Source organism: Pseudomonas sp. TMB3-21 (assembly GCF_054898145.1).
The window spans coordinates 3,526,941-3,548,848 of the sequence record NZ_CM142718.1; the positions used below are offsets into that span (position 1 = coordinate 3,526,941).

16 protein-coding genes are annotated in these 21,908 nt (G+C 58.7%); 12 read left to right on the forward strand and 4 right to left on the reverse strand.

The window, feature by feature from the left end; genetic code table 11:
• The first annotated feature begins 226 nt into the window (after positions 1-226).
• The 4 genes from ACYZTS_RS16205 to ACYZTS_RS16220 all read left to right on the forward strand — a co-directional run bounded on the left by ACYZTS_RS16205 (position 227) and on the right by ACYZTS_RS16220 (position 5,204).
• Positions 227-697: a MarR family winged helix-turn-helix transcriptional regulator gene (locus tag ACYZTS_RS16205; protein WP_033050911.1), complete on the forward strand. Its 471-nt coding sequence runs from the start codon at positions 227-229 to the stop codon at positions 695-697.
• Entirely contained in the window at positions 694-2,172 is a 1,479-nt protein-coding gene (locus ACYZTS_RS16210; protein WP_461990434.1) for an efflux transporter outer membrane subunit, read from the forward strand. Before ACYZTS_RS16205 ends, ACYZTS_RS16210 begins: the two co-directional genes overlap by 4 nt.
• Positions 2,173-2,177: 5 nt before the next feature.
• A complete protein-coding gene (locus ACYZTS_RS16215; RefSeq protein ID WP_461990436.1) occupies positions 2,178-3,383 on the forward strand; it encodes an HlyD family secretion protein in 1,206 nt (401 codons plus the stop codon).
• A 291-nt stretch (positions 3,384-3,674) separates the two neighbouring features.
• A complete protein-coding gene (locus ACYZTS_RS16220) occupies positions 3,675-5,204 on the forward strand; it encodes a DHA2 family efflux MFS transporter permease subunit (RefSeq protein WP_461990438.1) in 1,530 nt (509 codons plus the stop codon).
• 123 nt (positions 5,205-5,327) lie between these two features.
• Here ACYZTS_RS16220 and lpxH read toward each other — a convergent pair whose 3' ends face one another.
• Together lpxH and ACYZTS_RS16230 are read right to left on the reverse strand one after the other, a co-directional pair.
• On the reverse strand, positions 5,328-6,080 hold the full coding sequence (gene lpxH, locus ACYZTS_RS16225) for a UDP-2,3-diacylglucosamine diphosphatase (protein WP_461990439.1): 753 nt from the start codon (positions 6,078-6,080) through the stop codon (positions 5,328-5,330).
• The gene (locus ACYZTS_RS16230) at positions 6,077-6,580 is read right to left on the reverse strand and encodes a peptidylprolyl isomerase (RefSeq protein ID WP_028623932.1); all 504 of its coding nucleotides are present in this window, start codon (positions 6,578-6,580) and stop codon (positions 6,077-6,079) included. The genes lpxH and ACYZTS_RS16230 overlap by 4 nt, the downstream gene beginning before the upstream one ends.
• A gap of 265 nt (positions 6,581-6,845) precedes the next feature.
• Between ACYZTS_RS16230 and ACYZTS_RS16235 the strand changes: the two genes are divergently transcribed.
• Together ACYZTS_RS16235 and cysS are read left to right on the forward strand one after the other, a co-directional pair.
• A complete protein-coding gene (locus tag ACYZTS_RS16235) occupies positions 6,846-8,543 on the forward strand; it encodes a glutamine--tRNA ligase/YqeY domain fusion protein (protein WP_461990442.1) in 1,698 nt (565 codons plus the stop codon).
• A 17-nt stretch (positions 8,544-8,560) separates the two neighbouring features.
• Positions 8,561-9,943 carry a cysteine--tRNA ligase gene (gene cysS / locus ACYZTS_RS16240; protein WP_461990444.1) on the forward strand — a complete coding sequence of 461 codons (1,383 nt, stop codon included), beginning with the start codon at positions 8,561-8,563 and terminating at the stop codon, positions 9,941-9,943.
• Positions 9,944-10,165: 222 nt separating this feature from the next.
• Here the strand turns inward: cysS and ACYZTS_RS16245 are convergent, their stop codons facing one another.
• A complete protein-coding gene (locus ACYZTS_RS16245) occupies positions 10,166-12,001 on the reverse strand; it encodes a sigma-54-dependent Fis family transcriptional regulator (RefSeq protein WP_461990446.1) in 1,836 nt (611 codons plus the stop codon).
• A 361-nt stretch (positions 12,002-12,362) separates the two neighbouring features.
• On the opposite strand from ACYZTS_RS16245, the gene ACYZTS_RS16250 reads away from it, so the two are divergent.
• From ACYZTS_RS16250 to ACYZTS_RS16275, 6 genes are read left to right on the forward strand one after another with little or no spacing between them, the layout of a single operon-like run.
• Complete coding sequence (locus tag ACYZTS_RS16250) at positions 12,363-13,457, forward strand: ABC transporter ATP-binding protein (protein WP_028623936.1); 1,095 nt, start codon at positions 12,363-12,365, stop codon at positions 13,455-13,457.
• Complete coding sequence (locus tag ACYZTS_RS16255) at positions 13,457-14,554, forward strand: ABC transporter ATP-binding protein (RefSeq protein WP_461990448.1); 1,098 nt, start codon at positions 13,457-13,459, stop codon at positions 14,552-14,554. Before ACYZTS_RS16250 ends, ACYZTS_RS16255 begins: the two co-directional genes overlap by 1 nt.
• The gene (locus tag ACYZTS_RS16260; protein ID WP_028623938.1) at positions 14,551-15,417 is read left to right on the forward strand and encodes a carbohydrate ABC transporter permease; all 867 of its coding nucleotides are present in this window, start codon (positions 14,551-14,553) and stop codon (positions 15,415-15,417) included. Before ACYZTS_RS16255 ends, ACYZTS_RS16260 begins: the two co-directional genes overlap by 4 nt.
• Positions 15,418-15,427: 10 nt before the next feature.
• On the forward strand, positions 15,428-16,228 hold the full coding sequence (locus tag ACYZTS_RS16265; RefSeq protein WP_028623939.1) for a carbohydrate ABC transporter permease: 801 nt from the start codon (positions 15,428-15,430) through the stop codon (positions 16,226-16,228).
• A 10-nt stretch (positions 16,229-16,238) separates the two neighbouring features.
• Complete coding sequence (locus tag ACYZTS_RS16270; protein WP_028623940.1) at positions 16,239-16,511, forward strand: DUF2160 domain-containing protein; 273 nt, start codon at positions 16,239-16,241, stop codon at positions 16,509-16,511.
• Between the two features lie 48 nt (positions 16,512-16,559).
• Entirely contained in the window at positions 16,560-18,302 is a 1,743-nt protein-coding gene (locus ACYZTS_RS16275) for an ABC transporter substrate-binding protein (RefSeq protein WP_028623941.1), read from the forward strand.
• Positions 18,303-18,680: 378 nt separating this feature from the next.
• Here ACYZTS_RS16275 and ACYZTS_RS16280 read toward each other — a convergent pair whose 3' ends face one another.
• Positions 18,681-21,362 carry an RHS repeat domain-containing protein gene (locus ACYZTS_RS16280; RefSeq protein ID WP_461990452.1) on the reverse strand — a complete coding sequence of 894 codons (2,682 nt, stop codon included), beginning with the start codon at positions 21,360-21,362 and terminating at the stop codon, positions 18,681-18,683.
• Between the last annotated feature and the right edge of the window lie 546 nt (positions 21,363-21,908).

Genomic DNA, 21,908 nt, shown 5'->3' on the forward strand with positions numbered 1-21,908 from the left:
AAAAGATCGCAGCCTACGGCAGCTCCTACAGATTCGAGTACACCTGATGAATACGGTGAACACGAACACTGTAGGAGCTGCCGCAGGCTGCGATCTTTTTGCTTTTCAGGCCCAGCGCTAGACCGCTTAATACAAAGCAGCCTAACTATTACATTGACATTCGCTGCCTAGGCAGTAACATCTCGTCACACACTCGCTGCCTAGGCAGCTAATTGGTGACCAGACGATGCATTTCACGCCCGACGATTTCAAGAATTGCCACCTCGGCCTGTTGCTCGGCCGCACCGCGCTGCTCAAAGACCGGATCATCGACACGCACATGGAACCGCATGGCATCACCGCCGCGCAGTTCAAAGTGTTGATCATCATGGCGCAGATGGGCGTCGATACCCCGGCCGAACTCTGCCGACACCTGTCGCTGGACAGCGGCTCGATGACCCGCATGCTGGACCGTCTGGAACAGAAAGGCTTCCTCGCCCGTCAGCGTTCCGAGGCGGATCGCCGCCAGGTTCGACTGGTGCTGACCGAGCAAGGTCAGCAGTTAATGGACCGTCTGCCGGAGATCGGCGCCGATGCGATGAATGAATTGGCCGGTGCCATCACCGCCGAAGAGTTGAAAACCCTCGAACACATCCTGCACAAAATCCTGGCAGCAGCCGGTGACTCGATCACCCTGCAGCGGATAGGTAAACCATGAACAGTAAAACCTTGCGCTCCGGTTTCAGTCTGGTGCTGCTGGCCATGACGCTGGCCGGTTGTGCCAGCTACAGCGGCTTGAACACCGAAGGCGTCAGCCTCGACGCGAAAAACCTCAAAGCCGGGCAATCGCTCAGCGGCGTGACGTTAACGCCGGCTGCCTGGCCGAAAAGCGACTGGTGGAAAAATCTCGGTGACCCGCAACTCGATGGCCTGATCCGCGAAGCCTTGCGCGACAGCCCGGACATGCAGATCGCCGAAGCTCGCGCCCACCAGGCCAGTGCTGCCGCTTACGCCGCCGACGCTGAGCGCATGCCGACCCTCGACGCCAGCGCCGGCATCAGCCGTTCGCGTCTGGCCCGGGATCAAGACCCTAGCGGGCAGGGCGGCACGTATTCGACCTTGCGTAACCTCGGCGCCAGTTTCAATTACAACTTCGATCTCTGGGGTGGCCAGCGTGCCGCCTGGGAAGCTGCGCTCGGCCAGGCCCGCGCCGCTGAAGTCGATCAACAAGCCGCGCAGTTGACTCTGTCTGCCGATGTCGCCCGCGCTTACAGCGATCTCGGTCAGGCACACATTGTTTACGACCTGGCCAGCGAAGACCTCAAGCGCACTCGGCAGATGCTCGACCTGAGCAAACGTCGTCTGAGCGCCGGTATCGACAGCGAGTATCAGTTCCAGCAGACCGAAAGCCTGGAAGCCACGTCCCAAGCCAGTCTGATTGACGCCGAGAAACGCCTGCAAACGGCGAAAATCGCCTTGGCGGTCTTGCTCGGCAAAGGGCCGGATCGCGGCAACGAGATTGCCCGGCCGAAGATTCTTCAGGCCAGTGCTGTGGCATTGCCGTCGGTGCTGCCCGCCGAACTGCTCGGTCGGCGGCCGGACCTGGTCGCTGCGCGCTGGCGGGTCGAGGCCGCGAGCAAGAATATCGATGCCGGCAAAACCCGCTTCTATCCCAACCTTAACCTGAGCGCTGCGGCCGGTGTCGAGTCGTTGCTGGGCGATGCGATGTTTGGTTCGGCCAGCCGCTTCTTCAATGTCGGGCCGACCATCTCGCTGCCGATTTTTGACGGCGGCCGTTTGCGCGCCGACCTCGATTCGCGCGATGCCGATTACGACCTCGCCGTGGCGCAGTACAACAAAAGCCTGGTGCGCGCCCTGGGTGATGTCAGCGACAGCATCAACCAGTTGCGCGACATCGGTCGACAGATCGGTGCGCAGCAGCACGCCACCGACATCGCCCAGAATTCTTACGACACGGTGGTGCAGCGTTATGGCTCCGGCATCGGCAATTACCTCGATGTGCTCAGCATCGAGCAGCAACTGCTCCAGGCCCAGCGTCAACTGGCCAACCTGAATGCCGAGCAGATCGACTTGTCGATCCAACTGATGCAGGCGCTGGGGGGCGGGTTCCAGAGTGAAACCCAGACCGCCGCTGATGCAAATCCGCCACACAGCACAACTCTTTCAAGGTAATTGTCATGGCCACTGCCGAAACAACTCCTGCTTCAAACAATCAAGCGTCTGACACAAGCAACCCGCGCAAACGCAAAATCATGCTCGTGGTGCTGGCAATCGTCGTGGTGCTCGCCGGCCTGGGCGTCTGGGCTTATCACGAATTTTACGGGCGCTGGAATGAAAGCACCGACGACGCCTATGTAAACGGCAACGTGGTGGAAATCACTCCCCTGGTCACCGGCACCGTGGTCAGCATCGGCGCCGACGATGGCGACCTGGTGCATGAAGGCCAGGTGTTGATCAATTTCGACCCGAACGACGCGCAGATCGGGCTGCAAAGTGCCCAGGCCAATCTGGCCCGCACCGTGCGCCAGGTGCGCGGTTTGTACAGCAACGTCGACGGGATGAAAGCCCAGGTCAACGCGCAACAGGCTGAAGTGCAAAAGGCGCAGGACAACTTCAATCGGCGCAAAAGCCTGGCCGCCGGCGGGGCGATTTCCCAGGAAGAACTGTCTCACGCTCGCGACGACCTGACCTCGGCGCAAAACGCTCTGGCCAACGCTCGCCAACAGCTGATGACTACCAGCGCACTGGTCGACGACACGGTGGTTTCGTCGCACCCGGATGTGATGGCGGCCGCCGCGCAATTGCGTCAGGCCTACCTGACCAACGCGCGCAGCACCCTGATCGCGCCGGTTACCGGCTACGTCGCCAAACGCACCGTGCAACTCGGTCAGCGCGTGCAACCGGGCACGGCGCTGATGGCGGTGATTCCGCTGGATCAGTTGTGGATCGACGCCAACTTCAAGGAAACCCAGCTGCGCGACATGCGCATCGGTCAGCCGGTCGACATCGAGGCCGATCTGTACGGCAGCGACGTGAAATACAGCGGCACCATCGACAGCCTCGGCGCCGGTACCGGCAGTGCGTTTGCCCTGTTGCCCGCGCAGAACGCCACCGGCAACTGGATCAAGATCGTCCAGCGCGTGCCGGTGCGGATTCACATCAATGCTGAAGAGCTGGCAAAACATCCATTGCGCGTTGGCCTGTCGACGCAGGTCGATGTGAACCTGCACGACCAGAGCGGCCCGGTGCTGGCGCAACAGCCGCCGCAAAAAGCGTCGTTCAGCACCTCGGTGTATGACCGTCAACTGGCCGAGGCGGACGAGATGATCAGCCGTTTGATCCACGACAACAGTGCGACGGTCAGCAAAACCGCCAAGCGCTGATTCCAACATTGTGGTGCACAAATATCTGCGGGGAGACGCTCTCGCGGCGAGGAGCTTTTTGTGGAGAGGAGCTTTTTGTGAAGAGGAGCTTTTTGTGGCGAGGGGGCTTGCCCCCGTTGGACTGCGCAGCAGTCCCATCTTTTAGGGCCGCTTCGCGACCCAACGGGGGCAAGCCCCCTCGCCACAAGAGCCACCTCGCCGCCTCCTTGCCACGAGAGTTCCTCACCACAAAAGTTCGCCCCCCAGGGTTCGCTGCGTCTTTAGCGCCCGTTCAGTTTCAAAGGATCCGCGATGAGCAATAACGCATCATTCACGCCGCCCAGTCTGCTGCTCAGCACCATCGGCCTGTCACTGGCGACGTTCATGCAGGTGCTCGACACCACCATTGCCAACGTTGCCTTGCCGACGATTTCCGGCAACCTGGGCGTCAGTTCGGAGCAGGGCACCTGGGTCATCACCTCTTTCGCTGTGAGTAATGCGATTGCGCTGCCGTTGACCGGCTGGCTCAGTCGGCGTTTCGGCGAAGTGAAGCTGTTCCTGTGGGCGACCATTCTGTTCGTGATCGCGTCGTTTCTCTGCGGCATTTCCACCTCGATGCCGGAACTGATCGGTTTTCGCGTGCTTCAGGGGCTGGTGGCCGGCCCGTTGTACCCGATGACGCAGACGCTGCTGATCGCGGTCTATCCCCCGGCGAAGCGCGGCATGGCCCTGGCATTGCTGGCGATGGTCACGGTGGTGGCGCCGATTGCCGGGCCCATTCTGGGCGGCTGGATCACTGACAGTTACAGCTGGCCGTGGGTTTTCTTCATCAACGTGCCGATCGGGATTTTTGCGGTGATGGTAGTGCGCCAGCAACTCAAGGCGCGGCCAGTGGTGACGAGTTATCAGCCGATGGATTACGTCGGTTTGATCACCCTGATCATCGGCGTCGGCGCGTTGCAGGTGATCCTCGACAAGGGCAATGACCTGGACTGGTTCGAGTCGAATTTCATTATCGGTGGTGCGGCGATATCGGTGATCGCGCTGGCCGTGTTCGTGATCTGGGAAATGACCGATCAGCACCCGGTGGTCAATCTGCGGCTGTTCGCGCATCGCAACTTTCGCATCGGCACGATTGTGCTGGTATTGGGTTATGCCGGGTTCTTCGGGATCAACCTGATCCTGCCGCAGTGGCTGCAAACGCAGATGGGCTACACCGCGACCTGGGCCGGTCTGGCGGTAGCGCCAATCGGCATTCTGCCGGTGATCCTGTCGCCGTTCGTGGGCAAGTACGCGCACAAGTTTGACCTGCGTTTACTGGCCGGGCTGGCGTTTCTGGCGATTGGGTTGAGCTGCTTCATGCGCGCCGGTTTCACTAACGAGGTGGATTTCCAGCACATCGCTTTGGTGCAATTGTTCATGGGCATTGGCGTGGCACTGTTCTTCATGCCGACCCTGAGCATTCTGATGTCGGACCTGCCACCTAGCCAGATTGCCGATGGCGCGGGGCTGGCGACGTTTCTGCGGACATTGGGCGGGAGTTTCGCGGCGTCGCTGACCACGTGGATATGGATTCGCCGGGCAGATCAGCATCATGCCTACATGAGCGAAAGCATCAGCACTTATGAGCCGGCCACCCGCGAGGCGCTGAATGCGCTGGGCGGCCCGGGCAATCCGGCGTATGCGCAGCTCGATCATGTGCTGACCAGTCAGGCGTACATGCTGTCGACCATCGACTATTTCACGCTGCTCGGCTGGGCATTCATGGGGTTGATCGTGATCGTGTGGCTGGCGAAACCGCCGTTTGCGGCGAAGGCGGGGCCTGCGGCCGGCGGTCATTAAGCGCAACTCATTTCTGTAGCAGCCGGCTTGCTGGCGATGGCGGTTTATCATTCAACAACTTTATTGACTGAAAGGCCGCTATCGCCAGCAAGCCGGCTCCTACAGAGGATTTGTGTTCGGCGGTTAGTTTGCGGGGGCTGCCAACTGCGCTGGCGGCGCGAAGTCGAACGGGGCCAAGGCAAAGCCGTTCTCATCCACCTGCAACGCCCAGCCCTGACGATCCCAATCGCCCAACACAATCCGCCGGGCCGCCTGTTCGCCAATCTGCAACTTGTGAATCGCCGGTCGATGGGTATGCCCATGAATCAGGGTTTTCACACCAAATGCCTGCATGAGCCGCGGCACTTCTTCCGGCGTGACATCGACGATGTCATTGGCTTTCATCCGCGTCTGCGCACGGCTTTCGCTGCGCAACTTGCGCGCCAGCTTATGCCGGGTGCCCAGCGGAAGATGGCGCAAAATGAACAGGGTGACGGGATTCCGCAGATAGCGACGCAGCTTCATGTAAGCCTCGTCGCGGGTGCACAGGCTGTCACCGTGCATCAACAGCACCGGCTCGCCGTAAAACTGCACGACACTGGGGTCCTTCAGCAGGGTACAGCCGGCCTGTTTGCAAAAGGCCTGGCCGAGCATGAAGTCGCGATTGCCGTGCATCAGAAAAATCGCCGTGCCGCTGTCGCTGAGCGTGCGCAGGGCCTGGCAGATGGAGCGCTGAAAAGGTGTCATGGCGTCGTCGCCAATCCACGCTTCGAAAAAGTCACCGAGTATATAAAGTGCACTCGCCGAACGGGCGCGGCCGGCGAGCAAATCCAGAAACGCCCGGGTAATGTCCGGGCGCTCCTCTTCCAGATGCAAGTCTGAAATCAGCAGTATCACTCAATGATCTCGGCTTTCTCGATGATCACGTCTTCTGCAGGTACATCCTGATGGCCAGCCTTGGAAGTGGTGGCAACGCCTTTGATCTTGTCGACAACTTCAGTGCCGGACACGACTTTGGCGAACACAGCATAGCCCCAGCCCTGAGTGGTCTTGGCGCTGTGGTTGAGGAAACTGTTGTCAGCGACATTGATGAAGAACTGCGCGGACGCCGAATGCGGCTCCATGGTGCGGGCCATGGCAACGGTGTATTTGTCGTTCGGCAGGCCGTTGTCGGCTTCGTTCTGGATGCTTGGGCGCTTGTCTTTCTTTTCTTTCATGCCAGGCTCGAAACCGCCGCCCTGGACCATGAAGTTACCGATAACACGGTGGAAAACCGTGTTTTCGTAGTGACCGGCTTTGACGTACTCGATGAAGTTGGCAACGGTCAGCGGTGCCTTTTCAGCGTTCAGTTCCAGGACGATGTCGCCGTGGTTGGTGGTCAGTTTGACTTGGGTCATGATCGGTACTCTTTTATGGAGAAGCGTGTTCAATGAATTCGTGGGTTTCGAGGCGTTTGGGCCTCTAACCGGTCCGGCCAGCAGCAGCCGAAGTGCGCAGTTTAGCGCGACATGCGTTAATTTCGAGGCTGTTTTTCAAAACAGGTGCATTAAACGCAGCTGATTTAGGGCCTGCTCTGTCAGCGCCTTGACGGCATCGGCTATGATAGCGGCTTTGTTTTGTCAGGCTGTCTTCCGGCCGCGCACTTGTACGTTCAAGGATCCTATGAGCAAGCCCACTGTCGACCCTACCTCGAATGCCAAGACCGGCCCTGCCGTGCCGGTCAATTTCCTGCGCCCGATCATCCAGGCGGACCTGGACTCGGGTAAGCACACGCAGATCGTCACCCGTTTCCCGCCAGAGCCCAACGGCTACCTGCACATCGGTCACGCCAAGTCGATCTGTGTGAACTTCGGTCTGGCCGAGGAATTCGGCGGCGTCACGCACCTGCGTTTCGACGACACCAACCCGGCCAAGGAAGACCAGGAATACATCGACGCGATCAAAAGCGACGTCAAATGGCTGGGCTTCGAATGGTCCGGCGAAGTGCGCTACGCCTCGCAGTATTTCGACCAGTTGCACGATTGGGCCGTCGAGCTGATCAAGGCCGGCAAGGCTTATGTGGACGACCTCAGCCCGGAGCAGGCCAAGGAGTACCGTGGTTCGTTGACCGAGCCGGGCAAGAACAGCCCGTTCCGTGATCGCTCCGTGGAAGAAAACCTCGACTGGTTCGCCCGCATGCGTGCCGGCGAATTCCCGGACGGCGCTCGCGTGCTGCGGGCGAAGATCGACATGGCCTCGCCGAACATGAACCTGCGCGACCCGATCATGTACCGCATCCGTCACGCACATCACCACCAGACGGGCGACAAGTGGTGCATTTACCCGAACTACGATTTCACCCACGGTCAGTCGGACGCCATTGAAGGCATCACCCACTCGATCTGCACCCTGGAGTTCGAAAGCCATCGTCCGCTGTACGAGTGGTTCCTCGAGAACCTGCCGGTGCCGGCGAACCCGCGCCAGTACGAATTCAGCCGCCTCAACCTGAACTACACGATCACCAGCAAGCGCAAGCTCAAGCAACTGGTCGATGAAAAGCACGTTCACGGCTGGGACGACCCGCGCATGTCCACGCTGTCCGGCTTCCGCCGCCGTGGCTACACGCCGAAATCGATCCGCAACTTCTGCGACATGGTGGGTACCAACCGTTCCGACGGCGTGGTCGACTTCGGCATGCTCGAATTCAGCATCCGCGACGACCTCGACCACAGCGCCCCGCGCGCCATGTGCGTGCTGCGTCCGCTGAAAGTCGTGATCACCAACTACCCGGAAGGTCAGGTCGAAAACCTCGAACTGCCATGCCACCCGAAAGAAGACATGGGCATGCGCGCGCTGCCGTTCGCCCGTGAGATCTACATCGACCGTGACGACTTCATGGAAGAACCGCCGAAAGGCTACAAGCGCCTGGAGCCGAATGGCGAAGTGCGTTTGCGCGGCAGCTACGTGATCCGCGCCGACGAAGCGATCAAGGACGCCGACGGCAACATCGTCGAACTGCGTTGCTCGTACGACCCGGAAACCCTCGGCAAGAACCCTGAAGGGCGCAAGGTCAAAGGCGTTGTGCATTGGGTGCCGGCGGCTGCCAGCGTCGAGTGCGAAGTGCGTTTGTACGATCGCCTGTTCCGTTCGCCGAACCCTGAGAAAGCTGAAGACAGCGCCAGTTTCCTGGACAACATCAACCCTGACTCGCTGCAAGTGCTGACCGGTTGTCGTGCTGAACCCTCGCTGGGCAATGCACAGCCGGAAGACCGTTTCCAGTTCGAGCGCGAAGGTTACTTCTGCGCGGATATCAAGGACTCGAAACCAGGTCGTCCGGTGTTCAACCGTACCGTGACCTTGCGTGATTCGTGGGGCCAGTGATTCAAGGAACCTCTAAAGTGCTTTCGATCTACAACACGCTCACCAAGAGCAAAGAAGTCTTCAAGCCGCTGGATGGCAACAATGTGCGCATGTACGTTTGCGGGATGACCGTGTACGACTACTGCCACATCGGCCACGGCCGCAGCATGGTCGCGTTCGACCTGGTGACCCGCTGGTTGCGCTTCAGCGGTTACAACCTGACCTACGTGCGCAACATCACCGACATCGAAGACAAGATCATCAATCGGGCCAGGGAAAACGGCGAAGCGTTCGATGCCCTGACTGAGCGCATGATCGCGGCAATGCACGAAGACGAAGCGCGCTTGAACATTCAGAAGCCGGACATGGAACCGCGCGCCACGGACCATATTCCCGGCATGCTGAGCATGATCCAGACCCTGATCGACAAGGGTTACGCTTACGCTCCGGGCAATGGCGACGTGTACTACCGCGTCGCCAAATTCATGGGCTACGGCAAGCTGTCGCGCAAGAAGATCGAAGACCTGCGCATCGGTGCGCGGATCGAAGTCGACGAGTCGAAGCAGGACCCGCTGGACTTCGTGCTGTGGAAGGCGACCAAGCCGGGCGAACCGAGCTGGCCTTCGCCGTGGGGCGACGGGCGTCCGGGCTGGCACATCGAATGCTCGGTGATGTCGACCTGCTGCCTCGGCGAGACCTTCGACATTCATGGTGGCGGCAGTGACCTCGAGTTCCCGCACCACGAAAACGAAATCGCCCAGAGCGAAGCCGCCACCGGCAAGACCTACGCCAACGCGTGGATGCATTGCGGGATGATTCGCATCAATGGCGAGAAGATGTCCAAGTCCTTGAACAACTTCTTCACCATTCGCGACGTGCTGGAAAAGTATCACCCCGAAGTTGTGCGTTACTTGCTGGTGTCGAGCCATTACCGCAGCGCGATCAACTACTCGGAAGACAACCTCAAGGACGCCAAGGGAGCACTCGAGCGTTTCTACCATGCGTTGAAAGGCTTGCCGACGGTGGCGCCGGCCGGTGGCGAGGCGTTCGTCGAGCGCTTCACCCAGGTGATGAACGACGACTTCGGCACGCCCGAAGCCTGCGCGGTGCTGTTCGAGATGGTGCGTGAGATCAACCGTCTGCGCGAGAGCGATCTTGATGCGGCGGCGGCTCTGGCGGCGCGCTTGAAGGAACTCGCCAGCGTGCTGGGCGTGTTGCAGCTGGAAGCCGATGACTTCCTCCAGGCCGGTGCTGAAGGCCGGGTGGATGCGGCTAAAGTTGACGCATTGATTGCTGCACGTCTTGCTGCCCGGGCTCGAAAGGACTGGGCTGAGTCCGACCGTATCCGCGACCAGTTGACGGCGATGGGCGTGGTGCTGGAAGACGGGAAGGGTGGCACGACCTGGCGATTGGCTGATTGATTGACTGTTCGTAAAAAACAAAACCCGCCTTGTGCGGGTTTTTTTATGCGCAGGGACGAAAATACTGCGGTGCCCCGACCGACGCCATCGCGAGCAGGCTCACTCCCACAGGGATCTTCGTAATGTTTGAGTTTTGTGTACGACGCAGTTCTCCCTGTAGGAGCGAGCCTGCTCGCGATTGGCCGCGCAGCGGTCAGCTATCCGCGATTGGCCGCGCAGCGGTCAGCTATCCGACTGGCGCAATCGCTTGTAAAGCGTATTCCGACTAACCCCCAGCCTGCGGGCCAAGTGCGAAATATTCCCCCCAGCCGCTTGCAACTGCCGATTCAAATCCTCGGCATCATTCAAATCCATTGCTATCGGCTCCGGCGAATCCACCGGCTCCATCTCCAGATCGACAAAAAAATCATCCGGCAAATGCTCCGGTCGCACCGGCTGTTCCTCGGCCATCGCCAACGCCACCTGCATCACGCTGCTGACCTGCCTTAAATTGCCCGGCCATGGATGGCGGCTGAACAAGTCCATCACTTCACGACTCAATCCGGCCCACTGCGCGGGTTCCCGGTGCTGTTCCCATATGCGCTTGAACAACGCCTGTTTATCCGTGCGTTCGCGTAATGGCGGCAGCTCAAGGGTCAAGCCGCCGATCCGGTAATACAGGTCCTCACGGAAACGTCCCAACTGAACCTGCTCGCGCAACGCGCGGTTGGTCGCCGAGATGATGCGGAGGTCGACCGCAAACAGTTCGCTGCTGCCCACCGGCTGCACGCAGCGCTCCTGTAAAACCCGCAGCAACCGCGCCTGGGTCGGCAGCGGCATGTCACCGATTTCATCCAGAAACAGCGTGCCTTTGTCAGCCTTGCGAATCAGGCCGATGCTGCCTTTCTGATTGGCGCCGGTGAACGCGCCTTTCTCGTAGCCAAACAGTTCGGATTCCACCAGTTCGGCGGGGATGGCCGCGCAGTTAACAGCGATAAACGGCTGTTTGCTGCGCGAGCTGGCCTGGTGCAGGGCTTTGACGAACACTTCCTTGCCGACCCCGGTTTCCCCGTGGATCAGCAGCGGAATGTCCTTCTCGAGCAGGCGCTCGGCCTGACGCACGGCTTTTTCCACGCGGCTGTCGCCAAAGTGCAGCGAGTTGAGGCTGATCGCGGCAGGCGCGGGCTCGCTCGGTTCGGCGAACACCCGGGCCTGAATGAACACCTGCTTGGGTCGTTTGAGCAGGCACTGGAAACGGTTGCGTCCGGACGCTTGCAGGGCAAACGGCAACCCTTCGGGCTGATTCAGCAATTCCAGCAGCGAGATCTTGAACAGGCTTTCAACGCTGACCCGCGACAGGCTGATCCCCAGCAGATTATCGGCGCGGCGGTTGGCGGACAGCACTTGGCCGCTTTCGTCGAAAATCAGTAACCCCGCCCACTGACTGTCGAGGTTGTTCAGCCCGGTGTTGAACGTCAGTTGAAAATGTTGGCCGTGGAACAGATTGAGGATCAGCCGATTCTCCACGGTCTGGCTCATCATTTTGACCATGCCGAGGGTGTGCGAAGGCGGCAGGTAGCTGTCGCTGGAGACGTCCAGTACCGCAATCACCTTGCGCTCGGCATCGAAGATCGGCGCGGCGGAACCGGTCATGAAGCGATTGGCTTTCAGAAAATGTTCATCGTGTTCGATGTGCACCGCTTGTTCGCAGGCGAGGGCGGTGCCGATCGCGTTGGTGCCGCTGCAGCGTTCCATCCAGCTCGCGCCAGCGCTGAAACCACGGGTCAGGCCCGGCTCGATGAAGCGTTGAGTGCCCCACGAGGTCAGCACCTGGCCCTGATTGTCGGCGAGCATGATCAGGCAATTGGAATTGCTGAGGATGTTTTCATAGTAGGGCAGCACTTCCTGGTGCGTGGTTTGCACCAATGACTGCTGACGTTCGAGTAACTGCGCGATATCGGCGGCGGGGAGCTGATCGAACGCCGGGGCGCTCTGATGATCGAGGCCAAATGCGCGGCAACGCGACCATGAGTCCTGAATGATGGCGTCGTGGGAGAGCGGCAAGGCAGGTGCGGCCATGGCAATCGATCTCTGAGCTTTTATTGTTTTTATGGGTTTTGCGCAACACATCGTTCCACGGCACGCCGCTTTTCTGTAGGAGCCGGCTTGCTGGCGATGGCGTCATCGAAATCGCCATCGCCCGCAAGCCGGCTCCTACAAGGGTCCGTAAACGGTCCATAGAGTGTTGTTCACTATTGTTCATTGTCAACCGGCGCAGTGTTCAGTTGTTCAGTCGCGGTTGTTCATTTCTGTTCAGCAGCGAACGCCGTTTCCCTGCAAACCAGACAATTTCGAAGCAGATCAGAGACTTGCCATTTCTGGCACGAATGTCGCTCTGTGATCCAGGTTGCTTGACTCCCAATAATAAAAAGGCCGAGCCATGTCACTCACCCTGGAGCACGTCAGCCGCACCGTCGAGGGCCAGACCTGGATCGACGATGCCTGCCTGAATTTCGAACCCGGATCGTTCAACGTCTTGCTCGGCCGCACGCTGTCGGGCAAGACCAGCCTGATGCGTCTGATGGCCGGTCTGGACAAGCCCGACAGCGGGCGCATCCTGATGAACGGCGTTGACGTTACCCAGCGTCCGGTGCGTTTGCGCAACGTGTCGATGGTCTACCAGCAGTTCATCAACTACCCGACCATGACCGTGTTTGAAAACATCGCCTCGCCGTTGCGCCAGGGCGGCGTGTCCAACGAGGTGATCCAGAGCAAAGTGCTGGAAACCGCGAAAATGCTGCGCATCGAGAAGTTTCTGCAGCGCCATCCGCTGGAGCTCTCCGGCGGGCAGCAACAACGCACGGCGATGGCCCGGGCGCTGGTGAAGGATGCCGAGCTGATCCTGTTCGACGAGCCACTGGTCAACCTTGACTACAAGCTGCGCGAAGAATTGCGTCAGGAAATGCGCGAGCTGTTCAAGGCGCGCCATACCATTGCGATCTACGCCACCACCGAACCCAATGAAGCGCTGGCGCTGGGCGGCACCACGACCATTCTCCACGAGGGCCGGGTGATCCAGAGCGGCAAGTCGTCCGAGGTGTATCACCAGCCGCAAACCGTGCTGGCGGCAGAATTGTTCAGCGAACCGCCGATCAACCTGATGCCAGGCCGCATTGCCGGCAACGAAGTGAGCTTCGCCAACTTCGTGCACTTCCCGTTGAACGTCGACCTGCGTCCGGTCGGCGAGGGCGAGTTCCGCTTTGGCGTGCGCCCGAGCCATATTTCGCTGGTGCCCAGCAACGACGACGATCTGGAACTGGCAGTGACCGTGGAAGTCGCCGAAATCAGCGGCTCAGAAACCTTTTTGCATGTGCGCAACGAACATTTTCTGCTGGTGCTGCACTTGCCCGGCGTTCACGAATACGACGTCGATGCGCCGATTCGCATCTACATCCCCACCCATAAACTGTTTGTGTTCGATGCCCAGGGACGGCTGGTTCAGGCCCCCGGTCGGCGCATCGCGAGGGTTGCCTGATGGCCGAAATCCGCTTGCAGAACCTCGCCCACAGTTACACCCGCACACCGACCGGGCCCGACGATTACGCGATCCGCGAGATGGATCACGTCTGGGAGCAGGGCGGCGCCTACGCCTTGCTCGGGCCATCGGGCTGCGGCAAGTCGACCTTGCTCAACATCATTTCCGGATTGCTCAGCCCGTCTCAGGGGCAGGTGCTGTTCGACAGCAAAGTGGTCAACGACCTGACCCCGGAGAAGCGCAACATCGCTCAGGTTTTCCAGTTTCCGGTGGTCTACGACACCATGACCGTGTTCGACAACCTGGCCTTCCCATTGCGAAATCAGGGCATGGCCGAGGCGAAAATTCACAGCAAGGTGCAGGAAATTGCCGAGGTGCTCGACCTTCAGCCGCTGCTGAGCAAGAAGGCGCGCAATCTGACCGCCGATGAAAAGCAGAAAGTTTCCATGGGCCGCGGACTGGTGCGCGACGACGTCTCGGCGATCCTTTTCGACGAACCGTTGACCGTGATCGACCCGCACCTGAAGTGGAAACTGCGACGCAAGCTCAAGCAGATCCACGAGCAATTCAACATCACCATGGTCTACGTCACCCACGATCAGCTCGAAGCGTCGACGTTCGCCGACAAGATCGCGGTGATGTACGGCGGCCAGATCGTGCAGTTCGGCACGCCACGGGAATTGTTCGAGCGCCCGAGCCACACGTTCGTCGGCTATTTCATTGGCAGTCCAGGGATGAATCTGATCGAGGTTCAGCCGCAATCCGGCGGTGTCGGTTTCGCTGCTACCCATCTGCCGCTGTCCGACGCGCAACAGCGACGAATCGCCGATACGACATGGAAAACCCTGAAGGTCGGCATTCGCCCGGAGTTTGTTCACGTGTGGGACGAGCCCTTCGATGACGCCATGCAGGCACACGTCATACACGTCGAAGACCTCGGCACCTACAAGATCATGACCCTGAATCTCGACGGCGCACCGCTCAAGGTGCGGTTGGCGGAAGACAAGCCAGTGCCGGAAGGCACGGCGTACATCAGTTTTCCGGCGCAGTGGTTGATGGTTTATGCCGATGACTACCTGCTGGAGGCGCAGCCATGAACAAGGTGCAGAACAACAAAGCCTGGTGGCTGGTGTTGCCGGTATTTCTGCTGGTGGCATTCAGTGCGGTGATCCCGATGATGACCGTGGTCAACTACTCGGTGCAGGACATCTTTGACCAATCCAGTCGCTACTTCGTCGGTGCCGACTGGTATCGGCAGGTGCTACTCGATCCGCGTCTGCATGACTCGCTGCTGCGCCAGTTCATCTATTCCGGCTGCGTACTGCTGATCGAAATTCCGCTGGGCATCGCCATCGCCCTGACCATGCCGACCAAAGGCCGCTGGTCGTCGCTGGTGCTGATCATTCTGGCGATTCCGTTGCTGATCCCATGGAACGTCGTCGGCACGATCTGGCAGATTTTCGGCCGCGCCGACATCGGCCTGCTCGGCTCGAGCCTCAATGCGATGGGCATCAGCTATAACTATGCGGCGAACACCATGGACGCCTGGGTCACCGTGCTGGTGATGGACGTGTGGCACTGGACCTCGTTGGTGGCGCTGTTGTGTTTCTCCGGGTTGCGCGCCATTCCGGACGTGTACTACCAGGCCGCTCGGATTGATCGGGCATCGGCCTGGGCGGTGTTCCGGCACATTCAGCTGCCCAAACTCAAAAGTGTGCTGCTGATCGCGGTGATGTTGCGATTCATGGACAGTTTCATGATTTACACCGAGCCGTTCGTGCTCACGGGTGGCGGGCCGGGGAATGCCACGACTTTCCTCAGCCAGACCCTTACGCAAATGGCCATCGGGCAGTTCGACCTTGGCCCGGCGGCGGCTTTCTCGCTGGTGTATTTCCTGATCATTCTGTTGGTGTCCTGGCTGTTCTATACCGCCATGACTCACTCAGACGCCAACCGCTGAGGGCTGCGCCATGAGTTTGAAGAAACTGATTCCACTGCTGATCTACATACTGTTCCTGCTGGTGCCGATCTACTGGCTGTTGAACATGTCCTTCAAAAGCAACACCGAAATCCTCAGCGGACTGACGCTGTTTCCGCAGGATTTTACCTTGGCCAATTACAAGGTGATCTTCACCGATCCGGCCTGGTACACCGGTTACCTCAACTCACTGTATTACGTGAGCCTGAACACGGTCATCTCGTTGAGCGTGGCGTTGCCGGCAGCGTACGCGTTTTCGCGCTATCGTTTCCTGGGGGACAAGCACCTGTTCTTCTGGTTGCTGACCAACCGTATGGCGCCACCGGCGGTGTTCTTGCTCCCATTCTTTCAGCTGTATTCCTCGATCGGTCTGTTCGATACGCACATCGCGGTAGCGTTGGCCCACTGCCTGTTCAACGTGCCGTTGGCGGTTTGGATTCTCGAAGGGTTCATGTCCGGCGTGCCGAAAGAAATCGACGAAACGGCCTACATCGACGGCTACAGTTTTCCCAAGTTCTTCGTAAAGATTTTCGTCCCGTTGATTGGCTCGGGCATTGGTGTCACGGCATTTTTCTGCTTCATGTTTTCTTGGGTCGAATTGTTGCTGGCGCGAACCCTGACGTCAGTCAATGCCAAACCGATCGCGGCGGTCATGACCCGCACGGTCTCGGCGTCGGGCATCGACTGGGGCGTGCTGGCAGCGGCGGGGGTGCTGACGATTTTGCCCGGTGTGCTGGTGATCTGGTTTGTTCGCAACCACGTGGCCAAAGGCTTTGCCTTGGGCCGGGTATGAGGAACTGATGATGGAATGGATGAACTGGACCGCCCCGACAGCGGCGTTTTTTGGCGTGATCGCCCTGATTCTGGTGGGCATGACGACGTGGGAATTGCGATCTCCAAGTATTCCCCGGCGAGGTTTTCTGCCGATTGCCACCACCCGTGGCGATCGGCTGTTTATCGGTCTTCTCGGCAGCGCCTACCTGCATTTGCTGGTAATCGGCGCCACCGACTGGAGCATCTGGGTCGCGTTCGCGATATCCCTGGTGTGGCTGTTGGCTGTGATGCGTTGGGGCTAGTTGACACCGATCGGCAACGTTGCTCCGAAACTTAAACAGGAGGTCTCTATGTTCGACAAAAACAATAAGCTGCGACATAGCATTTCATTGGCAGCCATATTCGCGATGAGCGGGCTGAGCGCTTCGGCCTGGGCCGATGCCTATGAAGACGCCGCGAAAAAATGGATCGGCAGTGAGTTCAAGCCGTCCACCCTGACGGCGGAACAGCAGCTCGAAGAACTCAAATGGTTTATCAAGGCCGCCGAGCCGTTTCGCGGCATGAAGATCAACGTGGTGTCGGAAACCATCGCCACGCACGAGTACGAATCCAAGGTGCTGGCCAAGGCGTTCAGCGAAATCACCGGGATCAAGCTCACTCACGACCTTCTGCAGGAAGGCGACGTGGTGGAGAAGCTGCAGACGCAGATGCAGTCGGACAAGAACATCTATGACGGCTGGGTCAACGACTCGGATTTGATCGGTACACACCTTCGTTACGGCAAGACCGAATCGATCACCGACATGATGGCCAACGAGGGCAAGAACTTCACCTCGCCGACCCTCGACCTCAAGGACTTCATCGGTATCTCGTTCACCACCGCGCCAGACGGCAAGATCTATCAACTGCCCGACCAACAGTTTGCCAACCTGTACTGGTTCCGTGCCGACTGGTTTGAACGCGCCGACCTGAAAGCCAAGTTCAAGGAAAAATACGGCTACGAGCTGGGCGTACCGGTGAACTGGTCGGCCTATGAAGACATCGCCAAATTCTTCAGCGAAGACGTCAAGGAAATCGACGGCAAGCGTGTTTACGGTCACATGGATTACGGCAAGAAGGACCCGTCGCTGGGCTGGCGTTTCACCGATGCCTGGTTCTCGATGGCAGGGGGCGGCGATAAAGGTTTGCCCAACGGTTTGCCGGTGGACGAGTGGGGGATTCGCGTCGAGAACTGCCATCCGGTCGGTTCCAGCGTCACCCGTGGCGGCGACACCAACGGCCCGGCGGCCGTCTACGCGACCACCAAATACGTCGAATGGATGAAGAAATACGCGCCACCGGAAGCGGCGGGCATGACCTTCTCCGAATCCGGCCCAGTGCCGTCACAGGGCAACATCGCCCAGCAGATTTTCTGGTACACCGCGTTCACCGCCGACATGACCAAACCGGGTCTGCCCGTGATGAATGCCGACGGCACGCCAAAGTGGCGCATGGCACCGTCGCCGAAAGGGCCGTATTGGGAAGAGGGCATGAAGCTCGGCTATCAGGACACCGGCTCGTGGACCTTCCTCAAATCCACGCCTGAGAAACAGAAACTCGCGGCCTGGCTGTACGCGCAGTTTGTCACCTCGAAAACCGTGTCCCTGAAGAAAACCATCGTCGGCCTGACGCCGATCCGCGAGTCGGACATCAACTCGCAAGCCATGACCGACCTCGCGCCGAAACTCGGTGGCCTGGTCGAGTTCTATCGCAGCCCCGCCCGTGTGCAATGGACCCCAACCGGGACCAACGTGCCGGACTACCCGCGTCTGGCGCAACTGTGGTGGAGCCACATCGCCGAAGCGGCCAGCGGCGAGAAAACTCCGCAAGAGGCACTTGATGGTTTGGCCAAGGATCAGGACGCAATCATGACGCGTTTGGAACGTTCAAAAGCGCAAGCGACCTGTGCGCCGAAAATGAATCCTGAGCGGGACGCGCAGTACTGGTTCGATCAACCGGGGGCACCGAAGCCTAAATTGGCGAATGAGAAGCCGAAAGGAGAGACCGTGGGTTATGCAGAACTGCTGAAGTCGTGGGAGGCGGCGCGTAAGTAAGTAGCTGAACTATGAAACGCAAACGGCACCGGGAGGTGCCGTTTTTGCAGGTGGCTGTTATGGCCGGACAGGGAATAAATCGTCGCGAGGTTGGCAGGCGTCGACGTGGTCGTCAGCTGTCACGGATCCTGCTATGACACAAGGCGTTCGGCGGCGTCATGCTGCTGAGCCGTGGTCTACGCTTCGGCAGAATCTGCGATGGAGCTGCAGCAATAACTCACCAAATGCACCACCAGGCTGCGCGGCCCGAAAACTGTCAGCGTCGGGGTATGACTGCTTAAGGTGAACATCTGAACTGTCACGGGCTGCTGTTTCCTAAGGTTTTATTTCACACCGACTTACATTTCTCCGAATTTCGCTGATATCCAGATGTAAAAATCAGCGCTTGACGTTTCTCGAAAATTCCGTAAGCAATTCTTTTTTGTTTCGCTCGTAGATGTCGATCGTGTATTGCGCAAACTCATAGGGCTGCGCTGCCATGTCCACGGGATAAACTATTTTGTCCTTTTCGGAATAAAGAAAATTTTTACCCTTTACATCTTGGTGGTACAAATCTTTCTTTTCCATTTTCGTGAACATTTTTTTTAAGGCATCGGCGGAGTGTGCCGGTATAGAGCCTTTTTCAATATCGTCGAGGGGAATGCCATCCAGTTTTATCATCTTGAGATAAACCTGGTTGTCTTCTAGAAGCGCTGTTGCCGATCCATCTCCGTAATATTGATTAAACATCTCTCCTTCGTATGCGACACTGCCGGGAATACTATTTTTCCTATCGAAGCTTATGAATTTTTTGTAAACAAATTTACCGTCGGAACTCTCGTAGATCGCTCCTTCACCCCCTCCCGCGATGGGAGGGCGACCACCAATATCATCTGTAATTGAAATGAAACTGTCTGCAGGCGTCAGCTGAGGCTTTTTCATTAATCCGTCGATGGGCTGATTCTTGCTGGTACCTTCTGCAGCACTTCGGAATGTGTCCGGTGGAATGGATGGGTGACTGTCGGCATTCGTCGCAGTTGTTGGAATCTGAGTCTCTAAAAATAACGAAGACAAACTTCCAGAAGACTCTGCTATTGGATCATGGTTATTAAACTCCTCCCGTACTCGCCCATCACTATCAAAATAGGTCAGCGGATTATTTCTGACCATACTGAACACATTCAAACCATCCACTGATCCTATCGGATCCGGATTCAGCCAACGCTGCCACCACGCCACGTAATACCTGAACCCGTAATAATAAAGCCCCGTCGCATCGCGCTCTTTCCCCGAATAGCGCAGCGTTTTATAACTCGCTTCAACTTCCCCGCGCCCGGCAAACCAGGACGTGGTACCGAACGGGTGATAGCGCTCGTGGCTGATCATCTGACCTGCGCCGTCGAGTTCCAGCGTGCATGACCCCAGATGATCGCTCAGGCTGTATCGCTGCTGATCGTGGACAATGTCTTTGGGTGGCTCGGACTCCCAGTGCAATACCTGCACACTGCTACGCCCGGCCTGGACGCTGATCACCTGCAACACTTCACCCGTACCGCTATGGGTGCGGATTTGCAGATTCGGCAAGTAACGAACTTCAGCAGTCAGCGTTCGGGCATGGCTCTGGGTCGAGCGCACTTTGCGCAGGCGCATGCCGTCAGCGCCGTAGACGTAACGCTCGCTATCGTCTGCGCCGGGATCACGCTCAACCGGTCGCACTTCGCGAAACTGGTTGCGCAGGTTCCAGTACAGCGACTGCCCCGGTTGCAGGCTGAGCAAATTGCCGTTGTCATCAAAGCCCTTGCGAAACTCGTTCTCATCCGGTTCCACGCCATTAACCACTGGTAAACAGCGGTTGCTTTGCGCGGCGGCGAGCAGACGATGGCCATGGTTTTGCGGACCTTCGTGGGTCAACTCCAGCAGGTTGCCTGCGCGGTCATAGCGGTAGGTCTGGGTGTAATGGGCGCAGGCTGCGGGATCGTTGAAAGACGAAAACCGCGGACCCTGATTGGGGCCGCCGGTTTCCCATCCCGTCGCCTCGATCAACTGATAGAGACTGTCGTAAACATAGCGGCTGATCGGTTCGATTCGACGGTTTGCGAAGTAGCGGGTGGGCAGGGCTGCGTCTTCGATGCTCAGAACATTGCCCACCGGGTCGTAGGTATAACGTAAGTCTTGCAGGACGTCGTTGCCGCGTTGGCTTTGCAGCCGCGTCAGGCGGCTATCTTCGGCGGCGTGGTGCAGCGTAGTGACGACGCCGTTGCCGCTGGTCTCCCGTTCAGTCAGGCCTTGAGCGTTATACTGGATGGCGCGGACCAGAGTTTTTGGCGCGCTGTCCTTGTCCAATTGCAGGCGAACCTCGTGCAATTGGCCGTCGCGAGTGTGGCTGAAAAACTGATGGTTACCCCTGGCGTCGGTCTTTACGACGGCTTCACCCAGCGCATTGAAAACCGAGCGGCTGATGGCGCCGGCGCCGGTTTCGAGCAGTGCGTCACGCTCGGTCACCAGCGCGGGCCAGTCGGGGGAACTCAGTGCGCGCAGAAAGTGCCGGGTCTGCTCTGAAACCCCGCCCGACATTCCAAACAGAGTAAACAGCTGCGTGCCCGCCGGATCATCGTGGCGAATCAGTTGTCCGCATTGGTTATTCAGGGCAAATACCGGATCACTTGCGCCGTAACCATAACGCTCCGCGCACAGCTGTTCGCTGTCCGCCGCTTGGTCGAACACGGCCAGTAGTCGCGCTTGATCGTCGTACTCGATTCGACGGTGACTGCCCCGGCCATCCCAGCCATGAACAAGCTGATTCGCTTCCCCCAGCAGGCTGGCTCGCCACCCGGCATCGACGCTGAGCGTACTCAGCACCTGGCCGGACAGCGAGTAAAATATGGCCAGGCTGGCGCGCGCCGAGGCATCAGTCATCAATCGTGGATCGCGCTTTGCCACAAGCCATCCGCACGCGTCATGGTGCTGCTGTGTGATCAGCGCTTCGGCTTCGACACTATGGCGCCAGTACGCAATCTGCCGCACCGGCAAGCCGCGACCGTCGATAACTGTCAGACACGGCGTATTCGAATCCCTGTTCAAGAACTTGTCCCCCCAGTTCCTTCGCCATTGTTCGGTGGTGGTCCAAACAGGTCGTTCTCATCAACGGCCTCGGTGTACCCAGGTGCGGTAATGCAGCACTCAGCGTAACGACTTCAATTGCGGCGGATTGCCTTGCAGCATTTCTGCCAGCACCGTCTCGGTGGGCGGTCGGCCCGCCGCGTCTTAGAACTGTTGATCGTAAAAGGCGTGCCCCGCAAGGAGTGATCATTGATGTAACGCGGCGGGGGATGCAGATGCGTGGCCGGCGCTGCCAGAGGAGGCGGCATTGGTGTATGGCAGGCAGAGTCAAACTAGCGACAATGGATAGCGATGTCAGCTGTCAAAGATGACAGTTGAGGGCGGATGAATAGAACCTATAGTTCCTGATAGTTTGGTTTATTAGAGGTTTTCATGCCGCGCGAGGGTGGATCATTCAGCTCATATCTCAATCGTCTCTCAATACCGCAGCGGATGCATTTCAACGTAAGAGCTGTCGAGTGAAACGAGGCAGTGGTCTTTCAATGTTGAAGCAAAAAAAACGGCACC